At 72.6% G+C, this 24,870-nt stretch carries 26 protein-coding genes; 20 read left to right on the top strand and 6 right to left on the bottom strand.

Translation table 11 applies throughout. The features are described 5' to 3' along the window. Window positions 1–212: 212 nt before the first annotated feature. Entirely contained in the window at window positions 213–857 is a 645-nt protein-coding gene (locus tag ABTY59_RS23805) for a GAP family protein (protein WP_352021026.1), read from the bottom strand. 243 nt (window positions 858–1,100) lie between these two features. Between ABTY59_RS23805 and ABTY59_RS23800 the strand changes: the two genes are divergently transcribed. Further along, on the top strand, window positions 1,101–2,678 hold the full coding sequence (locus ABTY59_RS23800) for a right-handed parallel beta-helix repeat-containing protein (protein ID WP_352021025.1): 1,578 nt from the start codon (window positions 1,101–1,103) through the stop codon (window positions 2,676–2,678). Between the two features lie 267 nt (window positions 2,679–2,945). Here ABTY59_RS23800 and ABTY59_RS23795 read toward each other — a convergent pair whose 3' ends face one another. Together ABTY59_RS23795 and ABTY59_RS23790 are read right to left on the bottom strand one after the other, a co-directional pair. After that, the gene (locus ABTY59_RS23795; RefSeq protein ID WP_352021024.1) at window positions 2,946–3,794 is read right to left on the bottom strand and encodes a restriction endonuclease; all 849 of its coding nucleotides are present in this window, start codon (window positions 3,792–3,794) and stop codon (window positions 2,946–2,948) included. Between the two features lie 362 nt (window positions 3,795–4,156). Further along, window positions 4,157–5,254, bottom strand: coding sequence for a DUF1152 domain-containing protein (locus ABTY59_RS23790; protein WP_352021023.1), 1,098 nt, complete (start codon window positions 5,252–5,254; stop codon window positions 4,157–4,159). A 261-nt stretch (window positions 5,255–5,515) separates the two neighbouring features. Here ABTY59_RS23790 and ABTY59_RS23785 point away from each other — a divergent pair, with 261 nt between their 5' ends. Then, window positions 5,516–6,895 (top strand): STM4012 family radical SAM protein, encoded by a 1,380-nt coding sequence (locus ABTY59_RS23785; protein ID WP_352021155.1) that lies wholly within the window; start codon window positions 5,516–5,518, stop codon window positions 6,893–6,895. Window positions 6,896–6,905: 10 nt separating this feature from the next. On the opposite strand, the gene ABTY59_RS23780 is transcribed toward ABTY59_RS23785, so the two are convergent. Continuing rightward, window positions 6,906–7,841 (bottom strand): DMT family transporter, encoded by a 936-nt coding sequence (locus ABTY59_RS23780; RefSeq protein ID WP_352021022.1) that lies wholly within the window; start codon window positions 7,839–7,841, stop codon window positions 6,906–6,908. Window positions 7,842–8,107: 266 nt separating this feature from the next. Between ABTY59_RS23780 and ABTY59_RS23775 the strand changes: the two genes are divergently transcribed. Genes ABTY59_RS23775 through ABTY59_RS23765 form a run of 3 tightly spaced genes read left to right on the top strand, consistent with a single transcriptional unit; the run spans window position 8,108 to window position 9,236 of the window. Continuing rightward, window positions 8,108–8,521, top strand: coding sequence for a phage holin family protein (locus ABTY59_RS23775; protein ID WP_352021021.1), 414 nt, complete (start codon window positions 8,108–8,110; stop codon window positions 8,519–8,521). Further along, entirely contained in the window at window positions 8,518–8,973 is a 456-nt protein-coding gene (locus tag ABTY59_RS23770; RefSeq protein WP_352021020.1) for a DUF3618 domain-containing protein, read from the top strand. Before ABTY59_RS23775 ends, ABTY59_RS23770 begins: the two co-directional genes overlap by 4 nt. Then, window positions 8,970–9,236, top strand: a complete 267-nt coding sequence (locus ABTY59_RS23765; RefSeq protein ID WP_352021019.1) for a DUF4235 domain-containing protein — start codon at window positions 8,970–8,972, stop codon at window positions 9,234–9,236. The genes ABTY59_RS23770 and ABTY59_RS23765 overlap by 4 nt, the downstream gene beginning before the upstream one ends. Window position 9,237: 1 nt before the next feature. Here the strand turns inward: ABTY59_RS23765 and ABTY59_RS23760 are convergent, their stop codons facing one another. After that, window positions 9,238–9,645, bottom strand: coding sequence for an HGxxPAAW family protein (locus ABTY59_RS23760; protein WP_352021018.1), 408 nt, complete (start codon window positions 9,643–9,645; stop codon window positions 9,238–9,240). A gap of 95 nt (window positions 9,646–9,740) precedes the next feature. On the opposite strand from ABTY59_RS23760, the gene ABTY59_RS23755 reads away from it, so the two are divergent. After that, on the top strand, window positions 9,741–10,229 hold the full coding sequence (locus ABTY59_RS23755; RefSeq protein WP_352021017.1) for a MarR family winged helix-turn-helix transcriptional regulator: 489 nt from the start codon (window positions 9,741–9,743) through the stop codon (window positions 10,227–10,229). Between the two features lie 61 nt (window positions 10,230–10,290). Here the strand turns inward: ABTY59_RS23755 and ABTY59_RS23750 are convergent, their stop codons facing one another. Next, a complete protein-coding gene (locus ABTY59_RS23750; protein ID WP_352021016.1) occupies window positions 10,291–10,728 on the bottom strand; it encodes an SRPBCC family protein in 438 nt (145 codons plus the stop codon). Window positions 10,729–11,039: 311 nt separating this feature from the next. Between ABTY59_RS23750 and ABTY59_RS23745 the strand changes: the two genes are divergently transcribed. From ABTY59_RS23745 to hypD, 14 genes are all read left to right on the top strand, one after another. Beyond that, window positions 11,040–12,761: a hydrogenase maturation protein gene (locus tag ABTY59_RS23745; RefSeq protein ID WP_352021015.1), complete on the top strand. Its 1,722-nt coding sequence runs from the start codon at window positions 11,040–11,042 to the stop codon at window positions 12,759–12,761. A 34-nt stretch (window positions 12,762–12,795) separates the two neighbouring features. Beyond that, a complete protein-coding gene (locus tag ABTY59_RS23740; RefSeq protein ID WP_352021014.1) occupies window positions 12,796–13,878 on the top strand; it encodes an NADH-quinone oxidoreductase subunit B family protein in 1,083 nt (360 codons plus the stop codon). A gap of 93 nt (window positions 13,879–13,971) precedes the next feature. Continuing rightward, the gene (locus ABTY59_RS23735; RefSeq protein WP_352021013.1) at window positions 13,972–15,756 is read left to right on the top strand and encodes a nickel-dependent hydrogenase large subunit; all 1,785 of its coding nucleotides are present in this window, start codon (window positions 13,972–13,974) and stop codon (window positions 15,754–15,756) included. Continuing rightward, window positions 15,753–16,304: a NifU-related iron-sulfur-binding protein gene (locus ABTY59_RS23730; RefSeq protein ID WP_352021012.1), complete on the top strand. Its 552-nt coding sequence runs from the start codon at window positions 15,753–15,755 to the stop codon at window positions 16,302–16,304. Before ABTY59_RS23735 ends, ABTY59_RS23730 begins: the two co-directional genes overlap by 4 nt. After that, on the top strand, window positions 16,301–16,960 hold the full coding sequence (locus ABTY59_RS23725) for a DUF5947 family protein (RefSeq protein ID WP_352021011.1): 660 nt from the start codon (window positions 16,301–16,303) through the stop codon (window positions 16,958–16,960). The genes ABTY59_RS23730 and ABTY59_RS23725 overlap by 4 nt, the downstream gene beginning before the upstream one ends. Beyond that, on the top strand, window positions 16,957–17,595 hold the full coding sequence (locus tag ABTY59_RS23720; RefSeq protein WP_352021010.1) for a DUF6084 family protein: 639 nt from the start codon (window positions 16,957–16,959) through the stop codon (window positions 17,593–17,595). Before ABTY59_RS23725 ends, ABTY59_RS23720 begins: the two co-directional genes overlap by 4 nt. Further along, window positions 17,592–18,989: a hypothetical protein gene (locus ABTY59_RS23715; RefSeq protein WP_352021009.1), complete on the top strand. Its 1,398-nt coding sequence runs from the start codon at window positions 17,592–17,594 to the stop codon at window positions 18,987–18,989. Before ABTY59_RS23720 ends, ABTY59_RS23715 begins: the two co-directional genes overlap by 4 nt. Then, the gene (locus tag ABTY59_RS23710) at window positions 18,986–19,510 is read left to right on the top strand and encodes a hydrogenase maturation protease (protein ID WP_352021008.1); all 525 of its coding nucleotides are present in this window, start codon (window positions 18,986–18,988) and stop codon (window positions 19,508–19,510) included. Before ABTY59_RS23715 ends, ABTY59_RS23710 begins: the two co-directional genes overlap by 4 nt. A gap of 20 nt (window positions 19,511–19,530) precedes the next feature. Beyond that, complete coding sequence (locus ABTY59_RS37685; RefSeq protein ID WP_403532935.1) at window positions 19,531–19,635, top strand: DUF6893 family small protein; 105 nt, start codon at window positions 19,531–19,533, stop codon at window positions 19,633–19,635. A 135-nt stretch (window positions 19,636–19,770) separates the two neighbouring features. Further along, window positions 19,771–20,166, top strand: a complete 396-nt coding sequence (locus ABTY59_RS23705) for a hydrogenase maturation nickel metallochaperone HypA/HybF (protein WP_352021007.1) — start codon at window positions 19,771–19,773, stop codon at window positions 20,164–20,166. Between the two features lie 2 nt (window positions 20,167–20,168). Continuing rightward, complete coding sequence (gene hypB / locus ABTY59_RS23700) at window positions 20,169–20,864, top strand: hydrogenase nickel incorporation protein HypB (RefSeq protein ID WP_352021006.1); 696 nt, start codon at window positions 20,169–20,171, stop codon at window positions 20,862–20,864. Beyond that, window positions 20,861–23,383, top strand: coding sequence for a carbamoyltransferase HypF (gene hypF, locus ABTY59_RS23695; protein WP_352021005.1), 2,523 nt, complete (start codon window positions 20,861–20,863; stop codon window positions 23,381–23,383). Before hypB ends, hypF begins: the two co-directional genes overlap by 4 nt. A gap of 10 nt (window positions 23,384–23,393) precedes the next feature. Then, entirely contained in the window at window positions 23,394–23,714 is a 321-nt protein-coding gene (locus ABTY59_RS23690) for a HypC/HybG/HupF family hydrogenase formation chaperone (protein ID WP_352021004.1), read from the top strand. After that, complete coding sequence (gene hypD, locus ABTY59_RS23685; protein WP_352021003.1) at window positions 23,711–24,865, top strand: hydrogenase formation protein HypD; 1,155 nt, start codon at window positions 23,711–23,713, stop codon at window positions 24,863–24,865. The genes ABTY59_RS23690 and hypD overlap by 4 nt, the downstream gene beginning before the upstream one ends. The last annotated feature ends 5 nt before the right edge of the window (window positions 24,866–24,870 follow it).

Below are 24,870 nucleotides of genomic sequence, written 5' to 3'. Positions count from 1 at the left end.
CGGACGCGTCGCCCCGCCCCTTGGCTCTCGCCGACACAGGACCCCCTTCGCTGTTCCTGTCGCCACTCCGGCCACGAACGATGCCTACCGAGCCCGAGGGCACCCGGTACAGGTGCACGAGGGCAGTCCCGGGTCCCTCGCCCCTGCCCTCCACCGATCCGGCGGACGGACGGGAGGGTCCGGCTCGCACACGCGGGGAGCCGAGGGGAGGCTCAGGAGACCAGGTCGTAGATGCTGCGGGCCATGAGCCAGAGGCCGACCAGCAGGGAAAGCGTGACGATCAGCTGTTCCTGATGCCGGCTCAGCCAGCTCCGCAGTGCGGTGAGCCGGGCGTTCGCGCTCGTGGGGGCCCAGACCACGTACATCTCCATGACGATCAGGCTGAGCGTGGCCAGGAGGCAGTAGCCGGACAGCGCGAGCCAGTCGGAGACGGTGGAGAGGTCCGCGTCGAGTGCGGTGGCGGCGCCGGCGGCGACCAGCCCCCAGGGCTGGAGCGCCCAGGCGAGACCGGCAGCGGTGACCGTGGAAGCGCTGTCGATCCGGGCGGCCCAGCGGGGCGGTCCGTGGGGGCGGGGAGGCCGGCGGCGGCGGTGGGCGCCGTACAGAACCAACGCCACGCCGATGGCGAGTTTCGCGGCGATCGCAGCGGTCGAAGGGGTGCTGTGACGGGTCGGGGGGTGGCCGTTCGTCAGGAGCATCACGAGGGTGATCACCACGACCAGGTTGGCCAGCCACGACAACAGGAACGCCAGACCGAGGCGGACGCCGCGCATCGAGGACAGCAGCAGGATGAACGCGCTGTTGTGCAGCGGCCCCAACGTGATGGCCAGACCGATCACTGCCAGGTCGAGGAGCACCGGTTCCGTCACTCCTGTGGCTCGGGGCTGTCGCTTTCCGGATGCGGGAGCGGCCGGCACGAGGACGGGACGTCGCCCCGGAACCGCCGCACCCCGACTGTGCAGGGGACCGCCTGGCAGGTCAAGCAGGCCACGCACGTGGCGTCGGGGCATCCGTGTGCGCTGTCACTCGACCCGCCGTCCGCTGTGCCAGGGCCCTTGACGTAGGCTCCCGTTGATCATCGAGCGAACGGGGGAGGGCGCATGGAACGTCGTGCATTGATACTGGCCATGGGCGGATTCGTAGGGGCATGGGGCGGCGCGTCCGTGCTGGCCGCGCCGCCCGCCGCGGCCGCCGGAGGAACCGTGGTGGACGTCACGGCACACGGCGCTAAGGGCGACGGAACCACCGACGACACGGCAGCCTTCCAGAGCGCCCTCGCCGCGGTGAAGGCCGTACCGGGCGCGGCCACCCTGCTGGTGCCGCCCGGCACCTATCCCGTCGGTGTGAGCCTCGTCCTCGCCGCCGACACCACCGTGTCCGCGTACGGCGCCCGCGTCGTGCGCACCAAGGACAGCGGCGCGCTGCTCAAGAACTTCGACTCGGTCACCCCCGTGTACGGCTACGCGGGCGCGGGAAACATCGCCGTCCTCGGCGGCACCTGGGACATGCGCGGCGCCCAGTTCAGCAAGCAGAGCGACGCCGTCGGCTTCGCCCACTGCGAAGGCGTCCTCCTCAAGGACTGCACCTTCGTCGACACCCCTTCGGCGCACGCCGTCGAGCTGAACGCCGTGCGGAACGCGGCCGTCGTGAACTGCGTCTTCGACGGCCACCACCCTGGAGACGGCGCGAGCCTGACCACCAAGGAAGCCGTCCAGATCACCTGCGCCACCGAGGGGAACCTGCCCGCGCCCGCCTACGACGCCACTGGCTGCGAGGACGTCCTCATCACCGGCTGCACCCTGCGCGCCGGCACCACGACCGGGCCGTTCGGTGCCCTGTGCGGGGACCACTGGGGCGCCAAGGGCGTGTTCCACCGTCGGATCAGGGTCATCGGCAACACGGTCCAGAAGAGCGGCGCATTCGGCATCCGCGCCGCCGACTGGCAGGACTCCGTCATCGCCGACAACACCGTCAGCGACGTCGCGCTGCACGGCATCTACGTCAACTCGCCCCAGGGCAACGGACTCAGCGGCATCACGATCAGCGGCAACACCGTCCGCGGAATCGACGGCAGTGGCGGCATCTCCGTCACCGTCCCGGCCGGCGGCGCCCGCCACAACGACATCACCATCTCCGGCAACACCGTCGAGTCGGTGAAGGGCGAGGCCGGCATCTACGCCACGCAGACCGACCGCCTCACCGTCACCCGCAACACCGTCACCGCGACTCTGCGCCCCACCCCCACCGGCAACAGCCAGGGCATCCACGTCCAGAGCTCCCCGCAGGCCGTCGTCGCCCAGAACAGCCTCACGGACATCCAGGGCGACGGCATCGGCGTCGACAGCGGGTCCACCGGCGCACTCATCGCCGACAACACCGTCCTCACCACGACCGGCCCCGGCATCAACGCGGGGGTGAACGGCGCCACCCTGCGAGGCAACCGGATCACGGGAGCCACCGGCTACGCCGTCCGGGTCGGCGGCAGCGCGGCGGGCACCTTCGTCCAGACCACCACCGTGGGCACGGTCACCGGAGGCGCTTCGGGGGCCGCGATCGGCGTGATGGCGGGCTCCAGCGGCACCTGGCTGGTCGGCAACGACCTCACCGCCCGCGGCTCCGGCACCCCCGCGATCTCGGACAACGGCACGGGCACCACGTCCGTACAGAACACGGTCTGAGACACCGGCCCGCACACCCCACCCGTGCGGGCCGGTCTCCACCGTGTCGGGCCCCACGGACGGGGGAGGCCGCAGGCCCATTCCTGAGCGGTCCCATGCGCTCCCCACCCGCATGCCCGCGTTCTCTGCGCGCAAGCACCACGTCGCGAGGTCGCGAGAACCGTGCCCACTCCCGGCACCCTCACCCGGGACACCCTCCGCCGGGAGGAAGCAGAGGCGTACGAGCACCACCAGCCCCCCGGTCGCGTCCCTCTCAGCTGTCGGTGATCATTCCGTCACCGGTTGGCTCATCGGGGCGACCCAGGGCGCCGGCACCGTCGACTCGGTCCAGGCAGCCAGCTCCGTGCCGTCGACGCAGACGATCCCGCAGGAGGCCGCGTACTCCAGGGCGGGCTCCGTGAAGGAGCTGGTGGTGACGAGGACGGCCACATCGGCCTCGTGCACGGCGTAACAGGTGCCGCCGAAACGCTGGAGGTCGGGAGAACCGACCCGGTGCTCCTCCCCGTACTGCTTGCACTGTAGGACCACACGCCTTCCGTCGGCGGTCGTCGCGACCACGTCCGCGCCGAGGTCACCGGCGCCGCCGACCACCTCCACCGGCGAACAGCCGTCCCGGGCACACAATGCGGCGATCGTGTGCTCGAAGCCGTCGGGGTCGACGGCCAGGTGGTCCAGTGCCTCGGAGCCGACGGCGGGCGGCGGCGCAGCGGACTCGGGAACGAACCGGACAGTGTCCGAAGGGATGGTGGGGCTGCTCGGAGCACCCCCTTCCGGGAAGGCGGCGACCGCATCCCCGTCCAGCAGGCGCGCGGTACGTTCTGTCCCGCCACCGGTTCTCACTCCCGCACCGGCACCGAAAGCACCGGTCCGGCGCACCGGGCCCCTGCCCCACCGTGCCAGCGCCGCGCCGGCACCCAGCACCAGTACGAGGACGACGAGGACCACCGGCAGGTGGGAGCCGGTCGAGCGGGTCGTCTTGAACATCAGGGCCACGCCGCCGACCACCACGCCCGCGAGCCCCACCGCGAGCACAAGGTCGCGGACAGTCCCAGCGGGTCCCTCCCGTCGCATCGCGCGCTCACCCCTGTCCCTGCCCCTGCCAGCGACCACGGCCATGCGGCCCCCTCCTCATTCGTCGCCCGCGGCCCGGCCGGCCGCCTCCCCCTCGGTACGCCCCTCGGCCCGGTCACCCTTCGCCCGGCCTGCTCGCCGGCGAACACGACCGCTCCGGCCGAGGATCGACTGCCGAGGAAGATCCACCTCACCCCTGACACGCCGCCGAAACCCGCCGCGCAGATTCCCGTCGTGGGGCATCGGTGGGGAGGGCTGTGACCCGGAGTCCGAGCTGACCGGGCGCCCGGGCGAGGGAATGCCGCTGTCCCGGACGGGAAGGGCCGTGTCCGGAACACGAGGCACAGGGGGGCGACGTCCGGCCCGCCCGGCGGCTCAGCGCCTCCGGACCCCGCCGGAGGCGCTCGTCACTCCGCCGCCAGCCGCCAGAGCGGGGTAGCCCGCCGGGGTGGCGAGCCGGCCGCCAGGGAACGGTGCAGGACGTCCGCCTCGGCCGGGGTGAGGTCGAGTTCCTCGGTGATCCTGCGGGTCGTGACATAGCCGAGGCCCGCGGCGCGAAGGGCGCGTTCGAAGGCGAGGTAGCGCTCCAGGACCGCGCCGTCCGCCGCGGCCGGGCGGGGACCGGGTGGTGCCGGGAGGGCGGCCGCGCGCCGGCGTTCCCGGGCTATCTCGGAGAAGCCGCAGACGGTCCGGGAGACGGTCTCGGCGGCCTCCAGGCCGGGGCAGTCGGCGAGGGCCCGCGCGAGCGGGCTGAGCCGGAGGGCCTCGTCGCCGGTGAGCCGGTGCACCTGGTGGGAGGAGTCGTCCAGGAGGACGGGAGCGGGCGCGTCGCGGGTGCCGCAGACGCCGCGGACGCCCCGGGCGGCGGCGACGAGCATCGCTCCGGCCTCGGACGGGTGCCAGTCGAAGACGGGCAGGACGTCGTCCGTGTCCTCGGGTGCGAGGGCGAACGCCGGTTCGCCGAGCCGGGGCGCCAGGACGGCCCGCGGCACCTCGTTGTCCAGGCTGGGCCCGGCGACGTACACGGTGGTCGGGAGTCCTGCCGCGGCGCAGGCGGCCAGGGCGAGCGCGTCTCCGAGGGGGCTGCGCAGCGTCGGTTCGTCCCCGCGCGCGACGATGTCGCCCCCCACGTCCACGAGGTCGACCCGGTCGGCGTCGCACCAGCGGGCCGCCGCCTCGATCTGACGGGCCAGGCCGGCCACTCCGCCGTACGGGTCGAGCAGCCCCAGCGCGGGCCGCAGGGAGCCGGCCAGCCGGGGGAGCAGGGATCCCGCCGGTGCCCTCGGTGCGCTCCGGGACGTGACGAGGGCCAGATGGGGCGCGGGACGGTCGAGGGCGATGAAGTCGGCCGTGCCGCGCGGGCCGGGCACGGGGTCGACGGCGAGTCGCTCCCACGCGTAGGTGAGCACCAGGGCCGGAGTGCGCGCGCCGTGCAGCGCGGCGTGCACCATGGCCGCCGTGATGGCGTCCCCGCCACCTCCCGCGGCGATGAGAAGTCGCTTCATGGCGGACACACAACCCCAGGAACGCGCGGTGCGTCAGGCGTTTCGCGCCGCCCGGATCGTCCGTCACCCGCACCCGGGGCGGCATTTCGGGAGGAAGCGCATCTTCCGCGAAAAGTGCGGACGAAACTCTAGGTGGCGAACCCGATCTTTTGTGGATCACACTACAGAAATCACCTCGCGGCGCGCCCTAAGGTGCCGAGCTGTCCACGCCTGTGACGAACCCTCAGAAAGCGAGGCGCATCGCCCGTGAGCAAGCCCGTCATGCTTCCGTCCCCCTCCCTTCCCGTCTTGACGTCCACGGAGGCCGAGACCCCCTACGAGCAGTACGTCTACGCCTACCCGCACCAGAAGGCCTACCGGCTCCTCGACGACGGGCCGCTCCTGAGCGATCTGTGGTCGGGCGAACGTCTCGACGCCCTCTCCCTTTACGTCCACGTCCCCTTCTGCGAGATGCGGTGCGGGTTCTGCAACCTCTTCACCCGTACCGGCGCCCCCGAAGAGGTCACCTCCGCCTTCCTGGCCACCCTCGAACGACAGGCCCGCGTCACCAGGGAAGCCCTCGACGCCCAGGGAGAGCCCTTACGCTTCACCCTCGCCGCCTTCGGCGGCGGAACCCCGACCTACCTCACGGCCGACGAACTGACCCGTCTCTGCGACATCTCCGAGAACATCATGGGCGCCGACCTGCAGGCGGCGTCCTGGTCGGTCGAGACCTCGCCCGACACGGCCACCGCCGACCGGCTCGCCGTCCTCGCGGAACGCGGTGCGACCCGACTCAGCATCGGCGTGCAGAGTTTCCTCGACGACGAAGTCCGGGCCGCCGTCCGGCCGCAGAAGCGCCACGAGGTCGAAGCCGCGCTCGGCCGCCTGCGCGACGCCCGCTTCCCCGTCCTGAACATCGACCTCATCTACGGCATCGACGGCCAGACCGAACGCACCTTCCAGGTCTCGCTCGACGCCGCCCTGGCCTGGGAACCCGAGGAGATCTACCTCTACCCCCTCTACGTCCGCCCCCTGACCGGACTCAGCTCCCGGCACACCACCGGCCCCGCCGACTGGGACGACCAGCGGCTGCGCCTCTACCGCTTCGGTCGGGACCACCTCCTGTCCGCCGGCTACGAGCAGACGTCCATGCGGGTCTTCCGGCGCCTCGGCACCGCCGCCACCGAGGACGAGGAGGGCAGCAGCATCAACGAGTACAACCAGCAGGCCGGCATGGTCGGCCTCGGCGTCGGTGCCCGCTCCTTCACCACCGGCCTCCACTACACCACCGACTACGCCGTCGCCGTCCCCGAAGTGCGCCGCATCATCGACGACTACATAGCGACCCCGAGCGAGCGGTTCCGCCGCGCCCAGTGGGCCTTCGCCATGAACGAGGACGAACGGCGCCGGATGTACGTCCTCCAGCACCTCCTCGAAGCCTCCGGGCTCGACGTCGTCCGCTACGAACGCCACTTCGGCACCCGCTTCGAGACCGACTTCGCCACCCAGCTCGACACCCTCCTGGTACGCCACTGGGTCCGGACGGCGGGCACGGTGGTGCTGCTGACCCCGGAGGGCATGGCCCGCGCCGACGCCATCGGCCCGAGGTTCTTCTCCGACCACGTACGGGCGAACATGAGCGGCTACCAGGACCGGTAGGGCGCGCTCGTCACGGCCCGGCCGGCTCGGGCCGGGCCTCCTGGGCCTCTTCGGTCTTCCGGATCTCCCGGGCCTCCCGGGCGGCCGCCCGTGGGCGCGTCGGCCGTGAGACGGCCACCAGACCGCCCAGCAGCAGCACACCACCCACGACGGCGATCGGTCCCGGCCGCTCGCCGAGCAGCGCCACTCCCAGCACGGTGGCCACCAGAGGTTCGGTCAGGCTCAGCGTTCCCACCGTGGCTGCGCTGAGCCCGCCCACGCCCCGCGTGAACAACAGATAGCCCAGGGCCGTCGTCCCCAGCGCCAGCCACAGCACCAGCGCCGAACCTCGCGCCGTGGACAGACCCTCCGGAGCCAGCAGGAGAGACGGGGAGACGAGCAGACCGGCGCCCAGCACGCTCACCGGAGCGGCGGCGTCCAGATCACCACCCCGCGCCCCCAGCTCCTTGGTCGCCGCGATGTAGACGCCGTAGGCGGCGCCCGAGGCCACTCCGAATCCCGAACCCAGGACGTCCGCGCGTCCCTCGCTCCCGGGCAGCAGCAACAGCCCGATGCCGACGACCGCGCACAGCGTGGCCGCCCCCCACCGCCTCGACGGCCGCTCTCCGGACAGCACCAGGCCGCACAGCCCGCTCACGACCGGTACCGTCCCGAAGGTCGTCGCCGTCGACAGGGCCGCTCCCGACCGCTCGACGGCCTGGAGGAAGCACACCTGGAACGCGGCCGTCACCAGCACGCTCGCCACGACCCATCGCCGCAGACCGGGCCGGAGCAGCGTGCGCAGCCCGGCCGGCCGCACCATGACCACCGTCAGCACCAGCCCGCCCAGCAGCATGCGGGCCGCGCCCAACGACACCGGGTGAGCCCCGCTCCCGGCCCAGATCTGAGCCGGCCCCACGGTGCCCCACAACACCGCCGCCACCAGCACCGACACCACACCGCTCACGCCGACCCTCCCCAGTCGCAGACGGCGTGAACGTACCGGCCCGGGCGGCCCCCCGGCCCTTGGCGGAACCCATGAGATCAGGGCCACGCCACCGGCGGATACGGGGAGTTCGCACCGTGCCGCGTGGTTCTCCGCCTGAGGGGCCGTCCCGAGTCCGCCCCGGAGACGTCCCGGCACGGGTGGGTGAGTCGTCTCTCGCGGGGTACGCGGGCCGTGACAGCGACACACGCACATGACGTGCAGGGACACGGAAAGGTGAGGATCCGATGAGCGCCGTCGGACGGGACCCGGACCACACCGAGGCACCCGTGGGTGACCTCGTCTCACGGGCGTCACAGCAGATCGCGGAGCTGGTCCGTGCGGAGCTGCGGCTGGGCCGGGCGGAGATGAGCCGGAAGGGCAGACGGTACGGCATCGGCGGCGGCCTGTTCGGCGGTGCCGGTCTGCTCGGCCTGCTGGCCGCGCAGGCGTTGGTGGTCGCTCTGATCGCAGCCCTCGCGCTCGTTCTCCCGCTGTGGGCCGCGGGCCTGGTCGCCGCAGCCCTGCTGGCGGCCGTCGCCGCGGTGACGGCCGGCGTGGGGAAGAAGGAGATCGCCAAGGCCGGCGCTCCCGTGCCGGAGCAGGCCATCGACGGCGTCAAGGCCGACGTCGCCGAGATCAAGGAGGCAGCACACCGATGAACACCCCCTCGCATGACGGGAAGAAGGCCGCGCCCACGCCCGAGGCGCTGCGCGAGCAGGTCGAGCGCACCCGGGACGAGCTCGGCACGACGGTGGAGGCGCTGGCCGCCAAGGCCGACGTCAAGGCGCACGCCAAGGTGAAGGCGGCCGAGATCAAGGAGCAGGCCGTCGTCGTCACGGACCGGATCCGGGAGAGCACGGCGCACGCCGCCCGGCTGGTCAAGGACAAGACACCGGATCCGGTCCTGGACAAGGCGTCCCAGGCGGCGGCGCAGGTCCACGACACCGCGACGCGCGTCGGACGTCTCGCCGTGGAGAGGACCCCGGAACCGGTCCGCGAGAAGGCCGGTGCCGCCGCGACCCTGGCCCGGGGCAAGCGTGCCCCTCTGATCGGGGCCGCCACCGCGCTCGTCGCCGTGTTGCTCCTGCGGCGCAGCCGGAGGCGACGATGAAGGCATCCAAGATCGCCTACAGGCCGGTCGGGCTGGCCTTCGGCGCGGCGAGCGGCCTCGTCGCCGGCTTCGCTTTCCGACAGGCGTGGAAGGCGCTGGGCCATGAGGGGGAGGCGCCGGCCGCCACCGACGAGAGCCGCGCCTGGCGGGAGATCCTCGTGTCGGCCGCCCTGCAAGGGGCGATCTTCGCGGTCGTCAAGGCAGCCGTCGACCGTACGGGAGCCACCGCGATCCGGCGGCTGACCGGCACGTGGCCCGGCTGAATCACCCGAGCGGTGCCGGACTCCCCGCCGAGTCCGGCGCCGCCCCGCGTTGGCGGCCCTGACGGGCGCCGACGATCCCGGGGGTCGGGACGAGGTGCTGCCGGGTGCGACGCCGCCCGGCCATGCGGCATCCGAGGCAGCCGGGGTGTCCGTGCCGGGCCGTGTCGTCCTTCACGCGCCAGGGCCATTCGCTCTCGGGTCGGGGGCCGGTGGGTTTCCCCCATCCCGCGAGGTGGAGCCACCAGGTGACGAGGCCGGCGAGCACGCCGACGCCCGCGCCGGTCAGGGCGAGTGGCGGGGAGACGGTGATGACGGAGAGTCCGAGGACGCTCAGGCTGACGAGGCCGATGACCGTTCCGGTCCAGCCGGCGACGGTGTGGCCCAGGTCGACGTGGCCGTGTGCGCTCATGGCATCCCTTCTGTCTGTAGGGGCTGGAGATACGCTGATGAGGAGGAAGTTTTATCTCACAAGCTAAGCTACTTAGAGACTAAGGGAAATTTGCGTTGGCCGGCAAGGAGCGCCCCCGTTCCACCCCTGAGCAGGCACACGCTCAGATGGATCACCTCATCGCGCTGGGCATCGTGGCCCAGCACCACATGGCTCAACGCCTGGGGCTGAACGTCACGGATCTCACGTGCATGGGATTCATCCTGGAAGCCGACGGCGCGGGCACGGCGCTCACGGCCGGTGACCTGGCGCAGCGGGCGAACCTGACGACCGGGGCCATCACCGGTGTCATCAACCGGCTCGAACGGGCGGGGTACGCCCAGCGCCGCAACGATCCGAGCGACCGGAGGCGGGTGCATGTCGTGGCCGACGCCACGGCCGCGGAGCGCCTGTTCGCGGTCTACGGCGCCAACTACCGCCGCATCGGGGAACTCTTCGCCGACTACTCCGAACAGGAGATCGCCGTACTGTCCGACTGGCTCACGCGCGCGACGGCCATCATGAGCGCCTCACTGGAAGAGGCGCGCGGCGACGAGACCGGCTGACGCCCCCAGCCCCCAGCCCCCACGCCGCCGCGGCATCGGGTGACCCGGAGTGCGCGCCCGGTCATGTGCCCTTCGCCGCGGCGGCAGCCGGAAGGCGGGTGGCGACTCCGTCGGCCAGCCGCTCGAACTCTCCCCGCAGGAACGGCGTCGCCAGCTTCGCGACGCCGTGGAACGTCAGCGAGGCCCGGTACGTCAGCCGTGTGCCGTTCCCTTCGGCGGTGAAGCGGAGGTCGTCGACCGCGGTCACCGTCCTGTTCTCCCCGACGAACCGCAGCCGGGCCGGCTCGCGCACGTCGAGCCGGTACTCCAGGTCGGTCGTACGGCCCCGGAACACCGAGGTGTTGCGCCATCGGGCTCCGGCGGGCACCGGCCCGTCGTCGAGCCGTACGCACGACACCGTCCCGGGGTCCCATTCCTCGGCGTGGCCGAAGTCCTCCAGGTACGCCACGAGCTCGGGGAGGGGCAGGCCCACCACGAGAATCCTCTCCACGTCGATCACCGCGCGGCCTCCCTCTCCGCCGCCGGCCCTCCGGCGGCATCCCGGACTCTGATGCTTGCTACCGGGGGAGGGGGAGCCCCGGATGCGACGGGCCGGAGAAAATTCCGCGCGTCGGCGGGACCGGGGCCGCGGAGGAAGGACCGGCCACGGTGGCGACCGGCCCGCCAATCGGTCGGAGGGACACCTCGAACGGGTGAGGTGCGGGCTGCGTCGCCCCGCTGTGCGGCTCGCGCTGCCCGAGGATCGCAAGCGCTCGGTGGACGCGGTTCCCCAGGGCCCGCACCGTCCACCGCGACCCGGAAAGGCCGCCCATGCGCATCCTGCTCGTCGCCGGCAGCTTCAACAGCCTCACCCAGCGCGTGCTGGTCGAGCTGAGCGACCGCGGGCACGCCGTTCCCGTGGAGGTCACCCCCGACGGGGCCGCCGTCCGTGAGGCCGTGGCGCGCCACGCGCCGGACCTGGTCGTGGCCCCCATGCTGAAGGCCGCCGTGCCGCGCGACGTGTGGTCGGCGCACCGCTGCCTGATCGTGCACCCGGGGCCGGTGGGCGACCGGGGCCCGTCCTCGCTGGATCACGCGATCCTCGACGGGGTCGAGGAGTGGGGCGTCACCGTCCTCCAGGCCGACGAGGAGATGGACGCGGGTGACGTCTGGGCGTCCGCGTCCTTCCCCGTCCCGGCGGTCGGCAAGAGCGACCTGTACCGCAACGAGCTGTCCGACGCCGCCGTGGCCGCCGTGCTCCTAGCCGTCGAGAGGGTCGCCGCCGGGGCGACACCGCGTCCGCAGAGCGGCGGGATCCGCGTCCGCCCCGCCCTGCGGCAGACGGAGCGCCGGATCTCGTGGGACGAGGACACCACCGAGACCGTCCTGCGCACGCTGCGGGCCGCCGACTCGCAGCCCGGGGTACCGGACCGGCTCCTCGGCGCCGCATGGTTCCTGCACGGGGGCCACGCCGAGGACGGCCTGCGCGGGCGGCCCGGCGCGCTGCTCGCCACCCGGGCGGGCGCGGTCTGCCGCGCCACCGTCGACGGCGCGGTGTGGCTCCCCGAGCTGCGCGCCCGCACCGGCCCCGGCGGGCCGCGCGCCTGCAAGCTCCCCGCCACGCTGGCCCTCGCGGGCCGGCTGCCGGCACTCCCCGAACTCCCGGCCCCCGCCGACCCGGCGCCGGGACGGCGGACCTGGACCGACATCCGGTACCGCGAGCAGGGACCGGTCGGTGTCCTGTCCTTCGCCTTTCCCGGTGGGGCGATGAGCACCGACCAGTGCCGCCGTCTGCTGGCGGCGTACCGGACCGCCCTGACACGTCCCACCTCCGTCCTCGTCCTCGGCGGACAGCGCGACTTCTTCTCCAACGGCATCCATCTGAACGTCATCGAGGCGGCCGCCGACCCCGCCGCCGAGTCCTGGGCCAACATCAACGCCATGAACGACCTGGTCGAGGCCGTCCTCACCACGACCGACCGGCTCGTCGTGAGCGCGATCGGCGGCAACGCGGCGGCCGGCGGGGTGATGCTCGCCCTCGCCGCCGACGAGGTCTGGTGCCGTACGGGATCCGTGCTCAATCCGCACTACCGGCTCATGGGCCTGTGCGGATCGGAGTACTGGACCCGCACCCTGCCCGGGAGGGTCGGCGAGGCCCTGGCCGCGCGCCTCGTCGAAGAGGCGCGGCCGGTGTCCGCGGCGGCATCGCTCGACATGGGCCTGGTCGACCGCGTCGTCGACCGCGGACCCGGCGAGTTCGCCGCGGAAGTCACCCGGATGGCCCTGCGCCTCGCGTCCCGTGAAGGGCTCCAGCCGCGCATCGCCGCGAAGAAGGCCGAGCACGACCGCCGGGAGTCCGTCGCCCCCCTTGCGGCCCACCGTGAGCGGGAGCTCGCCCGGATGCGGGGGATCTTCGAGGACCCCGCCGCGCCCTACCACGCGCTGCGCCGTTCCTTCGTCCGGAAGGAGCCGCCCGAGCCCCGTCTCCGGACGGTCGGGGTGCGCGCGCGGACGGATCGGACGACTGTTGAGCAAGACCCGGGCCTGACATGAGCCCCTCGCCCCACCCCTCCTCAGGAGGCCACCCATGAGCGCAGCAACGCCCGCCCCCGTCCACGACCAGGGTGCAGCGCCCGGCAGCGAAGAGAAGCCGATCCACATCCTCTGGATCAACGCGGGTCTGAGCTGCGACGGCGACTCGGTGGCCCTGACCGCCGCCATGCAGCCCAGCATCGAGGAGATCGCCCTCGCGGGGCTGCCCGGGCTGCCCGGGATCGCGGTCCACTGGCCGCTGATCGACTTCGAGTGCGGTCCGGTGGGCGGCGCCGACACGTTCATCGAGTGGTTCTTCAAGGGGGAGCGGGGCGAGATCGACCCGTTCGTGCTGGTCGTCGAGGGGTCCATCCCGAACGAGGCCATCAAGCAGGAGGGCTACTGGAGCGGCTTCGGCGACGACCCGGAGACCGGTCAGCCCATCACCACCAGCGAGTGGATCGACCGGCTCGCGCCCAAGGCCCTCGCCGTCGTCGCGATCGGCACCTGCGCCACGTACGGCGGCATCCACGCCATGGCGGGGAACCCGACCGGCGCGATGGGCCTCCCGGACTACCTCGGCTGGGACTGGAAGTCGCACGCCGGCATTCCCATCGTCTGCGTTCCCGGCTGTCCCATCCAGCCGGACAACTTCGCGGAGACGCTGACCTACCTGCTCTACCAGGCGGTCGGTTCCGCGCCCATGATCCCGCTGGACGACAAGCTCCGTCCGACCTGGCTGTTCGGGGCGACCGTGCACGAGGGCTGCGACCGGGCCGGCTACTACGAGCAGGGCCAGTTCGCCTCGACCTACGACTCGCCCAAGTGCCTGGTCAAGCTGGGCTGCTGGGGGCCGGTCGTGAAGTGCAACGTCCCCAAGCGCGGCTGGATCAACGGCGTCGGCGGCTGTCCGAACGTCGGCGGAATCTGCATCGCCTGCACGATGCCCGGATTCCCGGACAAGTTCATGCCGTTCATGGACGAACCTCCCGGAGGCAAGGTCTCCAGCACCGCCAGCGGCGTGTACGGCTCCGTCATCCGCCGCCTGCGGACCATCACGGCCAGGACCGTGGACAAGGAGCCGAAGTGGCGGCACACCGGCGACCGCATCACCACCGGCTACCGGCCCCCCTGGTGACCGTGTCGCCCCCCCCGCACCAACCCCCCACCTCTCCATCCAACCCCACTGTTCGCGCAGTCGAAGAGTGTGACGAAGGGCATCGCAGCGACCATGGCATCTCCGGCGAAGACGACGGGTGACGGCTCCGGCCTTGTGGAGATGGCGTGGGACCCCATCACCCGGATCGTGGGCAGCCTCGGCATCCACACGAAGATCGATTTCAAGCAGAAGCGCGTCGCGGAGTGCTACAGCACGTCCTCCGTCTTCCGCGGCTACAGCGTCTTCATGCGGGGCAAGGACCCCCGCGACGCGCACTTCATCACCAGCCGCATCTGCGGCATCTGCGGTGACAACCACGCCACCTGCTCCGTGTACGCGCAGAACATGGCGTACGGCGTGAAGCCCCCGCACCTCGGCGAGTGGGTCATCAACCTCGGCGAGTCCGCCGAGTACATGTTCGACCACAACATCTTCCAGGAGAACCTGGTCGGGGTCGACTACTGCGAGAAGATGGTCCGCGAGACCAACCCCGGGGTCCTGGAGCTGGCCGAGCGCACCGAAGCACCGCACGCCGCCGAGCACGGCTACCGCACCATCGCCGACATCATGCGCTCCCTGAACCCCCTCGAAGGCGAGTTCTACCGCGAGGCGCTCCAGGTCAGCCGCTACACCCGGGAGATGTTCTGCCTCATGGAGGGGCGGCACGTCCACCCCTCCACGCTCTACCCCGGCGGTGTCGGCACGGTCGCCTCCGTCCAGCTCTTCACGGACTACATGAGCCGCCTCATGCGCTACGTGGAGTTCATGAAGCGTGTCGTCCCGCTCCACGACGACCTCTTCGACTTCTTCTACGAGGCACTGCCCGGCTACGAGGAGGTCGGCCGCCGCCGCGTGCTGCTCGGCTGCTGGGGCGCGCTCAACGACCCCGAGCACTGCGACTTCACCTACGCCAACATGACCGACTGGGGCCGGAGGATGTTCGTCACCCCCGGTGTCGTGGTCGACGGCAAGCTGGTCACCAACGACCTCACGGAGATCAACCTCGGCATCCGCATCCTGCTCGGCAGCTCGTACTACGAGGACTGGCAGGGTCAGGAGCAGTTCGTCACCCACGACCCCCTGGGCAACCCGGTCGACCCGCGCCACCCGTGGAACCAGCACACGATCCCGGCCCCGCAGAAGCGGAACTTCGACGACAAGTACAGCTGGGTCATGTCCCCGCGCTGGTTCGACGGCAAGGACCACCTGGCACTGGACACCGGCGGCGGACCGATCGCGCGCCTGTGGTCCACCGCGCTCTCCGGCCTCGTCGACATCGGCTACGTCAAGGCCACCGGGCACAGCGTCGTCATCAACCTGCCCCGCACGATGACGAAGCCGGAGACCACCTTCGAGTGGAAGATCCCGAAGTGGAGCAACGCCCTGGAGCGCAACCGCGCCCGGACCTACTTCCAGGCGTACGCCGCCGCCGTCGCCCTGCACTGCGCGGAGAAGGGCCTTGAGGAGGTCAGGGCCGGACGCACGCAGACCTGGGAGAAGTTCGAGGTGCCGGACGAGTCCATCGGCGTCGGCTTCACCGAGGCCGTCCGCGGTGTCCTCTCGCACCACATGGTGATCAGGGACGGCAAGATCGCCAACTACCACCCCTATCCGCCGACGCCGTGGAACGCCTCCACCCGGGACACGTTCGGCACACCCGGTCCCTACGAGGACGCCGTGCAGAACACCCCGATCTTCGAGGAGAACACCCCCGAGAACTTCAAGGGCATCGACATCATGCGCGCCGTGCGCAGCTTCGACCCCTGCCTGCCGTGCGGCGTCCACATGTACACGGGCAACGGTCGGACCGTGAAGCAGATGCACGTCCCCACCGGCCTGAGCGGCCTGGCCGGATGAGCGCGGTCACCGCGGAGGAAGCGGGCCGCCGGGTCGAGGAGGTCCTGGACCGGCTGGCGGAGCACGGCGACACCGAGGCCCGCGCGGCGGCGGAGGAGGTCGTACGGGTCCTCATGGAGTTCTACGGCAGCGGCCTCGCCCGCGTCGTCGAGCTCCTCGGGCACCCCGCGGGTCCGCACGCCGAACCGCTGGACCCGCTGCTCGCGGACGAACTCGTCGCGAGCCTCCTCACCCTGCACGGCCTGCACCCCGAGGACGTCCAGGCCCGGATCGGCCGTGCCCTGTCCACCGTGCCGCACTCCGTGGAGAGCGCCGGATTCGACCGGGCGACGGGCGTGCTGCGGCTGAGGGTCACCGCCTCGGCGGGCTGCGGCTGCTCCGGCACCCAGGACTCCGTCCGGCAGGCCGCCGCGGACGCCCTCGCCTGCTTCGCCCCCGAGGTCACGGGCGTGGAGCTGGAGAGCGCCCCGCGCGAACCGGCGCTGCTCCAGATCGGCACCCGCCCCTCGCTCACGGGCGCCGCCGACCGCTCGTCGGCCGCCCGGTGAACGGCCCGCCGCACGGCGCCGCACGCCCCCCGGCACCCACCGGACTGCGCCGGTTCACCACCCCGCGACCGCCCCGCGAGGAGCGCTGCGAACTGTGCGGCGCCCTCCTGGCGGCCGAGGAGCGGCACCCGCATCTCGTCGACACGGACAAGCGGGCCCTGGTCTGCGCCTGCGGTCCGTGCGCGCAGCTCATGGACCGCTCCGGCGCCTCCCCGGGACGGTTCCGGGCGGTCCCCGGCCGTTTCCTCAGCGACCCGGACCACCGGATCGACGACCGGGCCTGGGAGTCGCTGCGGATCCCGGTCTCGGTCGCGTACTTCTTCCGCAACTCCGCTCTCGACCGGACGGTGGCGCTCTACCCGAGCCCCGCCGGCGCCACCGAGAGCGAACCGGACGACGAGGCCTGGCGCTCCGTCCTCGACGCCACCCGGCTCGCCGGGCTCCTCGAACCCGACGTGGAGGCCCTGCTGCTGCGCCGCCACGAGGGCCGTACCGAGTGCTTCCTCGTTCCGATCGACCTCTGCTACGAACTGGTGGGCCGCATGCGACTGCACTGGCAGGGCTTCGACGGAGGCGCGCAGGCGCGGGCGGAGCTCGACGCGCTCTTCGCCCACGTCCGCGACCGCGCGCGCGAGCCGCAGGGGAGCCGGCCATGACCGAGTTCTCCTTCGACTGCACCGACGTCCGCGCCGACGCCTACGCCGCAGGACCCACGCTCGTGTTCCGGCTGCGGATCACCGCCACCGGCGGCACCCGGGTCCACGCCATGGCCCTGCGGTGCCAGATCCGCATCGAGCCGGCCCGGCGCGGATACGACGACCACGAGGCCGCGGCCCTGGGCGACCTGTTCGGCGAGCGGTCCCGGTGGGGCAGCAGCCTCAACCCGGTGCAGTTCGCCCACGCCTCCGTCATGGTGCCGGGCTTCACCGGCGAGATCGAGACCGACCTCGTCGTGCCCTGCACGTACGACACCGACATCGCGGCCTCCCGGTACTTCCGGGCGCTGTCCGACGGAGAGGTGCCCCTGCTGCTGCTCTTCTCCGGCACGGCCTTCACCGGCGCGGGCGGCTTCCACGTCGAGCCCGTCCCCTGGGACAAGGAGGTCTCCCACCGCATGCCCGTGAAGGTGTGGAGGGAGATGATCGACCAGCACTTCCCCGGCTGCGGATGGATCCGGCTCCCGGGCGACGCGATGGACGCCCTGCTCGCCTACCGCTCCCGCCGGGCCCTTCCGTCCTGGGAAGCCACCTTCGACTCCCTGCTCGAAGCGGCGGGGGAGAGGACACGATGACCACCGTCGCGTTCAGCCCCGGCACCGAGGCCCGGTTCGCCGTCGCCCGGCACGTCGCCGACGCCGTCCTCTTCGAGGGCTACGTCCTCTACCCGTACCGTGCGTCCGCCGCGAAGAACCGGCTCCGCTGGCAGTTCGGGGTCCTGGTGCCCCCGTCCTGGAGCGCCGCCGGCGAGGAGCACGACTTCCAGCTCACCGAGTGCCTCATGGAACCCAGGACCGGCGCCGAACTCGCCGTGGAGGTCCGCTTCCTGCGCGCCCAGCGACGCACCGTCGAGGAACTCCGCGAGGACGGCACCTTCGCTCCGGCCACCGAACTCCGCCTGGCCGACCGGGTCCTGGTCGCCTGGGACGAAGGCGTCGAGGAGCGCGTCACCCTCACCGTACCCGTGGCCGAACTGCGCGGTGACGGCGTCGCCCTGCCGTTCACCCGCCCCGCCGCCGAGGAGACGGAGGAGGTCGCCGACGCGGGCGGACGCGTCCTCGGCCGGCTCGTACGCCGCCGGGAGGAGATCAGCGGCACCCTGAGGCTCTCGGCGGCCGAACTCGACGGCCCGTACCGCGTCGAGCGCCTCACGGTCACCGTAGAGAACACCAGCGACTGGACCGCCGAGCCCGCGGCCGACCGCCACGCGGCCCTGCCGTACTCCCTCGTCGCCACCCACACCCTGCTCCGTGTCGACGGCGGCTCGTTCCTGTCGATGACCGACCCGCCGGAATGGGCCGGAGGCGCGGTCGCCGCCTGCCGGAACCTGCACACCTGGCCCGTCCTCGCCGGCGAACCGGGAGGTGACGACCTGATGCTCTCCTCGCCGATCATCCTGGAGGACCATCCGGCCATCGCGCCCGAGAGCCCCGGCGCCCTCTACGACGCGACCGAGATCGACGAGATCCTCGCCCTGCGCACGGCGGCCCTCACCGACGAGGAGAAGCGCGAGGCCAGGGGGACCGACGCCCGGGCGGCGGCGGTGATCGAGCTGGCGGACACCATGCCCCCCGAAGTCCTGGAGCGTCTGCACGGAGCGGTACGCAGCCTCCAGAGCGTCACCGGGCCGCCGAAGCCCACCGGGAACATCCTCGAACCGGAGACGCCCTGGTGGGACCCGGGCGGCGACACCGGCGTCGACCCGGCCAGCGACCACGTCCTCGTCGACGGACGCGCGGTCCGCGCGGGCAGCAGGGTCGTCCTGCGCCCCAGGCTGCGCCGCACGGACGCACAGGACCTGTTCCTCGACGGCCGCAGCGCCGTCGTCGAGGCCGTCCTCCACGACGTCGACGGCGAAGTCCACGTCGCGGTGACCGTGGAGGACGACCCGGGCGCCGACATCCGCCGCGAGCAGGGCCGGTTCCTCTACTTCAAGACCGACGAGGTCGAAGCCCTGGAGGACAGATGAACAGCCCCGCGCCGCAGGGCCCGGCGCCCGGCACGGCCCGCACCCTGGTGGCCGGAGTGGGCAACATCTTCCTCGGCGACGACGGCTTCGGCGTGGAGACCCTGCGGTGGCTCACCCGCGAGGAACTCCCCGCCACCGTCGAACTCGCCGACGTCGGGGTACGCGGCGTCCACCTCGCCTACGAACTCCTCGACGGCTGGGACACCCTCGTCCTCGTCGACGTCACCGCCCGCGGAGGCGAACCGGGAACGCTCTACCTGATCGACGCCTCCGCCCCCGGAGACCGCGACCCGGAACCCGCGCCGCTCGACGGCCACCGGATGACCCCCGACGCCGTCCTCGCCCTGCTCGACACCCTCTGCGCCGGAACCGGGGCCGCGCCGCCCCGGCGGATCCTCGTCGTCGGCTGCGAACCGGCCTGCCTCGACGAGGGCATCGGGCTCAGCCCGCAGGTCGCCGCGGCCGTGCCCGAAGCGGTGCGCATGGTGACCGAACTGGTCCGCCAGGAAGCCGTCGTATGAAGACCGAAACGGAGAGCACCATGCCCAGAACCCTCCTCGCCGCCACCCTCGCCGTGGCCGCGGCGGCCGTCGCCGTCGCCGTCCTCCCCGACCTCCGGCGCTATCTGCGCATCAGCAGGATGTGAACCCCCGCGGGTGCGACGGCGGCTGCACCGAACGGACGACACCGCACCGCGGCACCGGCGCGCCGGACGGAGGCGCGCCGGCACCCGTCCTCTAATGGCGCCCGAGGCCCACCCCCGCGCCCAGGACGGAGAGCGATGCACGAGATGTCCCTCGCGGTCGCCGTCGTCGACCAGGTCGAGACCGCGGCGAGGACCCGCGGGGCCGTCGGGGTCAGCCGCGTCGAACTCGACGTGGGCGAACTGGCGGGCGTCGTCGCCGACGCCCTCGCCTTCAGCTTCGAACTCGCCTGCGCGGGAACGGTCCTCGAAGGCGCCGAGCTGATCACCCGTACCGTCCCCGGCACCGCGCGCTGCGCGCCCTGCGACGAGGTCTGGGCCGTCGGCATGCCGCCGCGACTGCTCTGCCCCGGCTGCGGCGGCGCCGCCGACGAACTCGTCTCCGGCCGCGAACTGCGGATCCGGGAGGTCCGCTGGACCGAACCCGGGACGCCGCGGGAAGAACACCGCCGACCGATCACCGAGGAGAGCTGAGCATGTGCCGAGCAGTCGATCTCCAGCGCGCCGTCCTCGCCAGGAACGAGGCGGCGGCGCAGATCCTGCGCACCGAACTGACCGCCCGCGGCACCACCGTGGTCAACCTCCTCTCCAGCCCCGGCAGCGGCAAGACCGCCCTCCTGGAGCGCGAACTGCTGCTCGCCGGCGAACGGGGAGTCACCGCCGCCGCGCTCACCGCCGACCTGGCGACCGAGAACGACGCCCGCCGCCTCGCCCGCTCGGGCGCCCCCGTCAAGCAGGTGCTGACCGACGGGCTGTGCCACCTGGAGGCCGACATGGTCGCCCGGCACCTGCACGACTGGCTGCCCGAGTCCACCCGGCTCCTGTTCGTCGAGAACGTCGGCAACCTCGTCTGCCCCGCCGGATACGACCTCGGCGAGTCGCTCCGCGTCGTCCTCGCCTCGGTCACCGAAGGGGAGGACAAGCCGCTCAAGTACCCCACCGCGTTCGGGCTCGCCCAGCTGGTGATCGTCACCAAGACCGACATGGCCGAGGCGGCGGAGTTCGACGAGACGGCCTTCCGCGCCCACGTCGAACAGGTCAACCCCGGCGTCGAGGTCGTCCTCAGCTCGGTGCGGGACGGCCGGGGCACCGGAGCGCTCCTCGACCGGGCCCTCGCGGTCGCCGAAGGCAACCGCGTCCACACCCCGGTGATGGCACGGGCCGGCGCGTGACCACGGCGCGACCCGGCCCCGCACCCGCCGCGGTCGCCCGGCGCACCCGGGTGGTCGTCCGCGGCGTCGTACAGGGAGTGGGCTTCCGGCCCTTCGTCTACACCCTCGCCACCGGGCTGCGCCTCTCCGGCCACGTCACCAACACGGCCGACGGCGTCGTCGCCGAGGTCGAGGGCGCCCCCGAGGACGTCGCCGCCTTCTGCGCCCGCCTCGCCCCCGACGCCCCGCCGCTGGCCCGGGTGGAGTCCGTCGAGGCGGCCGAGGTGACCGCGAGCGGCGGCAGCGGGTTCACGATCGTGCCCTCCCGTCGGGGCGGCGCGGTGCGCACCCTCGTCCCGCCGGACACCGCGACCTGCGAAGCCTGCCTCGCGGAGCTGGCGGATCCCGCCGACCGGCGGTACTTGCACCCGTTCATCACGTGCACCCACTGCGGGCCCCGGTTCACGATCGTCACGGGTCTGCCGTACGACCGGGCCCACACCACCATGGCCGGCTTCCCGATGTGCCCGGACTGCGCCCGCGAGTACGCGGACCCCGCCGACCGGCGCTTCCACGCACAGCCCGTCGCCTGCCACCGGTGCGGACCCCGGCTGCGCCTGGTCACCGCGGCGGACGGCCCGGCTCCCGCCGGCACGGATCCGCACGCCGATCCGTACCCGTCCGCAGGCTCCGGCCCGTACTCCGACCCGTACTCCGACCCGTACTCCGGCCCGTACTCCGGTTCGTCCTCGGGTTCGTCCTCCGGCTCGGGTGAGGACCCCGTCGCCGCGGCGCGCCGGATGCTCGCGGCGGGCGCGATCCTCGCGGTGAAGGGCCTCGGCGGCTACCACCTGGCCTGCGACGCGACGAACCCCGACGCGGTGACCGAACTGCGCCGCCGCAAGGCGCGCGGTGACAAACCGTTCGCGATGATGGCCGCGGAGCTCGCGGACATCGAGCCCCTCGCGCTGCTCGGCCCGCTCGAACGCGCCCTCCTCACCGGCGGCGTCCGGCCCGTCGTCCTGCTGCGCCGCCGGCTCGACGCCCCGGAGCACCGAGGGGCCGTCCCCGCACCGACGGTGGCACCCGGCAGCCCCGACCTCGGCTTCATGCTCCCGTACACCCCCCTGCACCACCTCCTCCTCGGCCTCGGCACGACCGACCCGGAAGGCCCCCGGCTGCTGGTGATGACCAGCGGCAACCGCTCGGGCGAACCGATCGTCACGGACGACGCGGAGGCACTGACCAGGCTCGCGGGTCTGGCGGACGCCTGGCTCCTGCACGACCGCCCGATCCACGTGCCCTGCGACGACTCCGTCGTCCGCGTCTGCGACGGCGAGCAGCTGACGTTGCGCCGCTCCCGGGGCTACGCGCCGCTGCCGGTCGCGCTGCCCGTGGACGTCGCCCCCGCCCTCGCCGTCGGCGGGGACCTGAAGAACGCCTTCTGTCTCGGCGCCGGGCGCCAGGCGTGGCTCTCCGCCCACATCGGCGACATGGACGACCTCGCCACCCAGCTGGCCCTCACCTCCGCCGAGACGCAGCTCGAGTCCGTCACCGGCGTACGGCCCTATGTGCTGGCCGTGGACCGCCACCCCGCCTACCGGTCGGCCCGCTGGGCCCGGGACCGCGCCGCCGGGCGGCCCGTCGTCCCCGTGCAGCACCACCACGCGCACGTCGCGGCCGCCATGGCGGAGAACGGCCTCGACGGCACCGCTCCCGTGATCGGCGTCGCCTTCGACGGCACCGGCTACGGCCTGGACGGCGCCGTCTGGGGCGGTGAGTTCCTGCTCGCGGACTACGCGGGGTTCGAGCGGTTCGCCCACCTGGCCTACGTACCCCTGCCGGGCGGCGACGCGGCCGTCCGGCGGCCCTACCGCATGGCCCTGGCCCACCTCAGGGCCGCGGGGCTTGCCGCCGACCTCGCACTGCCCTGCGCGAGCGTCTGTCCTCCCGGGGAACTACCGCTCCTGGAAAGGCAGTTGGACCGCGAGGTGAACTGCGCTCCCACATCGAGCATGGGGCGCCTGTTCGACGCCGTCTCGTCCCTCGCGGGGATCTGCCACCACGCCGCCTACGAGGCACAGGCCGCGATCGAGCTGGAGGCGGCGGCCCTGCGCGCGCCCGACGTCGCCGAGGACGGACGGTACGCGTTCCGGATCGGCCCCCCACGGCCCGGGACCGCGCTCAGCGCCGACCCCGCGCCCCTGCTGACGGCCGCCGTCGCCGACGTGCTCGACGGGACCCCGCCCGCCGTCGTCGCGGCGCGGTTCCACCACGCCGTGGCGCGGCTGGTGCGGACGGTGTGCGCCGCCGCCCGCGACCGGACCGGCGTGGAGACCGTCGCGCTGACCGGGGGAGTCTTCGCCAACACACTGCTCTCCTCGGTCTGCGCCGCGGGGCTGCGGGAAGACGGCTTCACCGTGCTGCGCCATCGCCTGGTCCCGCCGAACGACGGCGGACTGGCCCTCGGCCAGCTCGTCGTGGCCGCCCGGGTCACGGACGGGGCGGGCCCCGGCGCGCCACCACGAGAGCGACAGTGAGGAGACACCCATGTGCCTGGCGGTACCCGGAAGAGTGCTGGACGTCGAGGACCGGGACGGCACCCGGATGGCCACGGTCGACTTCGGCGGCGTGGTCAAGGAGGTCTGCCTGGAGTACCTGCCGGACCTGAAGCCCGGCGAGTACGCCATCGTCCACGTCGGGTTCGCCCTGCAGCGCCTCGACGAGGAGTCGGCCAGGAGGACGCTGGAGCTGTTCGAGACCCTCGGCATGCTCCAGGAGGAGTTCGGCGACCCCTGGGAGTCGGCCGCCGAAGCGACGGGAAACGAGCGGCCGGCGCATGAGGGCGTGGCCGGAGAGGCGCGGCAGTGAAGTACATCGACGAGTTCCAGGACCCCGGGCTGGCCCGGCGGCTGCTCGACGAGATCCGGGCGACGGTGACCCGCCCCTGGGCGCTCATGGAGGTCTGCGGCGGTCAGACCCACACCATCATCCGACACGGCATCGACCAACTGCTGCCCCCCGAGATCGAGTTGATCCACGGCCCGGGCTGTCCCGTGTGTGTGACGCCGCTGGACGTGATCGACAAGGCGCTGGAGATCGCCTCCCGCCCCGGCGTCATCTTCTGCTCGTTCGGGGACATGCTCCGGGTTCCCGGCACGGGCCGGGACCTGTTCCAGGTCCGTGGGCAGGGCGGAGACGTCAGGGTCGTCTACTCGCCGCTCGACGCGCTGCGCATCGCCGAGCAGAACCCCGACCGTGAGGTCGTCTTCTTCGGCATCGGCTTCGAGACGACCGCGCCGCCCAACGCGATGACGGTCCACCAGGCGCGCAAGCTCGGGATCCGCAACTTCAGCCTGCTCGTCTCGCACGTCCGGGTCCCCCCGGCGATCGAGGCGATCATGCGCTCACCCGAATGCCGCGTCCAGGGCTTCCTGGCGGCGGGCCACGTGTGCAGCGTGATGGGCACGGCGGAGTACCCCGAACTCGCCGAACGCCACAAGGTTCCGATCGTCGTCACCGGATTCGAACCCCTGGACATCCTCGAAGGCGTACGGCGGACGGTGCTCCAGCTGGAGCGCGGGGAGCACACCGTCGAGAACGCCTATCCGCGCGCCGTCCTGCCCGGGGGCAACCCCGCCGCCCGGGCGATGCTGGACGACGTCTTCGAGGTCACCGACCGCGCCTGGCGGGGGATCGGCGTCATCCCCGACAGCGGATGGCGGCTCTCGGAGCGCTACCGCGAGCACGACGCCGAGCACCGCTTCTCCGTCGAGGGCATCGACACCCGCGAACCGGCCGAGTGCCGCAGCGGCGAGGTGCTCCAGGGGCTGCTGAAGCCCCACGAGTGCGAGGCCTTCGGCACGACGTGCACCCCCCGCTCCCCGCTCGGCGCCACGATGGTCTCCAGCGAGGGTGCCTGCGCCGCCTACTACCTCTACCGGCGCCTCGACCTCGGAACTCCGTCGCCGAAGTCCTCGACCGTCGACTCCCCGGCCCTGGAAGGCAGTTCCGTTGTCTGAGCTCA

It is taken from the genome of Streptomyces sp. NPDC096079 (genome assembly GCF_040303145.1).
Taxonomy (GTDB): domain Bacteria; phylum Actinomycetota; class Actinomycetes; order Streptomycetales; family Streptomycetaceae; genus Streptomyces.
This window is presented reverse-complemented; position numbering and strand designations above follow the sequence as displayed.